This window comes from Paraburkholderia sediminicola (assembly GCF_046026895.1).
Classification (GTDB): Bacteria; Pseudomonadota; Gammaproteobacteria; order Burkholderiales; family Burkholderiaceae; genus Paraburkholderia; species Paraburkholderia sediminicola_C.
On record NZ_JAQQEU010000184.1, the window covers coordinates 1 to 3,246 of the forward strand.

Consider the following 3,246-nt stretch of genomic DNA (forward strand, 5'->3'; position numbering starts at 1 on the left):
ATCGATCGGCCGCAGGTAGGTGGAAATAGTCGTGGGATTATCGGTGGCAGTGCTCAAGTGACGCTCCTGGTGCGTGGATAGTGAAGGCGCGGGCGTCGCATCGAAGGTGGAGCGGCGCCGGCACATCACTTAATGCAACAGGCGTGCCAGTTTCACTGCGTAGCGCCAAACTGCTTTCCTGGCGGGGCTTTGGGGCAAACAAGAAGCGCCGCCCGGGTTCGGCGCGACGGATTCGCAATCAAGCGGTGAACTGACAATGCCGACATTGTCGACATTGTTTACTCTGCATGCGCGGCCGACGCGGCGCTCAGTCATTCGGCAGACCAAGTTTTTGCCAGCGATAGCTGAACTGGCGCGGTGTCATGCCCAGCTGTTGCGCCGCGCGCGATTTGTTTCCCCCGCACTGTTCGAGCGCGTCGACCAGCGCCTGCGCCGGGTGCGAACCGACACGGCGGTAGGGCCGCATCGGCAGCGGTCCACTGTGGCTCACAGGAGCATGCGATGAAGCGTCCAGCGCTCCGCCCTGTCCACGGACGGCAGCCGCCCATTGTGCAGACGCGGGCGCAACAGCAGATTCATCCGCCGCGCCCGACGGCAGCAGCCAGCCAATATCCGCTGCATCGAGCAGCGGCTTCTCCGCCAGCAACACGACCCGCTCGATGAAATTGGTCAGCTCGCGGATATTGCCGGGCCACGAATACTCTTCGAGCCGATCCAGCGCGGCCGCGGTGAGATTGACGTTGCGCTGGTTGAGTTGATTTGTATGACTGATGAAATGCAGCGCGAGAACGCGAATGTCCTGGCGGCGTTCAGCGAGCGACGGCAGGTGAATCGGAATCACATTGAGCCGGTAGTACAGGTCCTGGCGGAAGGTGCCCTGCGCCACACCGCGTCGCAAATCGCAATTGGTGGCCGCGACGAGGCGCACGTCGACCTGGATCTCCGCCTTGCCACCGAGACGCGTAATGGTCCCTTCCTGCAGCGTGCGCAGTAGCTTGGCCTGCATCATCAGCGGCAGCTCGCCGATCTCGTCGAGAAACAGCGTCCCGTTGCTGGCCTGCTCGAACCAGCCCGCGCGCATGCTGTTCGCGCCCGTGAACGCGCCGCGTTCGTACCCGAACAGCTCGGACTCGAACAGCGTATCCGGTATCGCCGCGCAGTTGATCTTGATGAAAGCACGGTCGCGCCGCGAACTCGCCCGATGCAAGGCTCTTGCAAACAACTCCTTGCCGGTGCCTGACTCGCCGAGCAACAGCACGCTCGCGGCGGAATCCGATACGCGCTCCAGTTCCGAGATCGCGCGCAGCAAAGGCGGCGAGGTGCCGACGATTCCGTAGCGGGCAGCCGCCGATTCGAGGGCCCGCGCGAGCACTGCGTTCTGCTCTTCGAGCGCGCGGGTTTTTTCCTCAAGGCCGGCTTCCAGCTGCAGCAACTGCCCCGTCAGGGTCGCCAGAATACGCAGCACCGTGATGTCGTCGGCCAGCGCACGCGAGCGGTGGCGAATGCGGTGACACGCAAGAACGCCGACCGCCCGCCGTTCGACGACGATCGGCAGCGCGATGAACGAGACCGGGCCGTCCGGCAGCCGTGAGCGCTCAACCGCACGCGCCAGAAAATCCGGCTCGCGGTCGATGTCCTGGACGATCGTCAGTTGGCCGTGCTGCAGCGCGCGCCCGGTGATGCCTTCACCGTACGCATACACACCCCGGCCGATTTCCTCGGCGGTGAGTCCGTACGCGTACCGGATGCGCCCGCTGCGACCCGTTTCGTCCGCGAGCACGATACGGCCCCGGTTCAGGCCAAGCAGCTCGGACATCAGATGCAGCATCTCGCGCAGCGTAGGGGCGGGGGACAGGCTTTTGCCGACAAGCGCCATCACCTGCTGCAATAGCAGCATTTCGTGTTCGCGCCAGTAGCCGGCAGATTCGCTGCCGGCTGAGGCGTCAGATGGTGTTTGCATGGGCGTAAGCCGCCACGGTCGTGAGCGAAGCCTATTATTTCAGAACACAAAAAATCTCGCAGGCTCGCCATCCGATTGCCCTTGCCCCTGTTTGACGAATCACATAGCCACGCAAATCATGCCGCTTCGCCTCGCTGAACCTGGATTGAACCCTTCAGGTTGGACCGTCTTTCGTCCCGGGTCACACCGGCACCGTGACACCGAGGCCATCTGGTTGAGCCGGGCCGCTTGTTCCTCGAGCGATTGCGCCGCCGGGGCTTCTTCAACGAGCGCAGCGTTCTGCTGAGTCACTTGATCCATCTGACTAACGGCCACGTTGACCTGCTCGATGCCGCGCCCCTGCACTTCGGATGCGCTTGAGATCTCGCCGATGACGTTGGCCAGTCGGCGCACCGCCTGTCGTGCCTCGTCGGTTGCGCGTCCTACGTCGGAGCCCAAGTGCGACCCCACGGCAATCGTTTCGACGGACTTTTCAATTTTGCGACCCAGCCAGGCGCGCCATACTGCCTCGCGCGTCACATGTTTTTGTCGTGCCCGGCTTGCCACCGCTTCATAAAGGCAATTTCCTTCTTTTGCGCCTTGATGATGTTCTTCGCCAGCGCCCTCATTTCCGGATCCTCGCCGTACCTGAGCTCGACCTCGGCTTGGTCCACCGCTCCTTGGTGATGCGGGATCATGTGCACCACAAAGTCCGCGTCTGTATCTCTTGTGTATCCGGGGGTACTCATATTATTCATCATCTTCGCTGCGTTGTTCTCGAAGGCCTGCGTTGATGCAGGCAGAGGACCGCCGGCCTGTGCAGGCGTCTCCATTTTTCCGGTGGACATGCTCATCTGCCCAGTTGCCATGGCACTGGCTTTCTGCGCGCGCGCGTCGAGTGCTATGCCCGACAACACGATTCCGACGTGGATGAAGAGGACGGTGAGTAAACGGTTGGCTTTCATCTGAATACGCTCTCAAGGTGGGTAACCTGATCGTTTGGAGGGCGAACACGCTCCTCATCAAAGACCCGCATATTCATCATCAACCTTCCCGTCGCTGGAAGGTCAAGCGCCATGGGGACCAGCGTCCACTTTTTCAGAGACCCGGACTTGCAGCTGCGCGAACCGCAGCTTTGGCCGACGACTTCCCGGATCGGGGCCGTATCTGCATGTCCGATACCTGAGCGCCCGAGACGTTCGAACGGCGAAGTCTACGCCCGGCCCAGTGTCCGAATGTGGCCGGGTCTCGCCTCATGCGAAGTGCACATCTAGCTCGAACCTCACGAGCTGGCGACCGGCGCACGC

At 62.3% G+C, this 3,246-nt stretch carries 3 protein-coding genes; all 3 read right to left on the reverse strand.

All coding sequences use genetic code 11. The features are described from left to right. Window positions 1-307 precede the first annotated feature (307 nt). On the reverse strand, window positions 308-1,960 hold the full coding sequence (locus PQR02_RS39980) for a sigma-54 interaction domain-containing protein (protein WP_408243320.1): 1,653 nt from the start codon (window positions 1,958-1,960) through the stop codon (window positions 308-310). A 99-nt stretch (window positions 1,961-2,059) separates the two neighbouring features. Beyond that, a complete protein-coding gene (locus PQR02_RS39985; RefSeq protein ID WP_408243321.1) occupies window positions 2,060-2,479 on the reverse strand; it encodes a hypothetical protein in 420 nt (139 codons plus the stop codon). Continuing rightward, window positions 2,476-2,904, reverse strand: a complete 429-nt coding sequence (gene copM, locus PQR02_RS39990; RefSeq protein WP_408243322.1) for a CopM family metallochaperone — start codon at window positions 2,902-2,904, stop codon at window positions 2,476-2,478. Before copM ends, PQR02_RS39985 begins: the two co-directional genes overlap by 4 nt. Window positions 2,905-3,246: the final 342 nt, after the last annotated feature.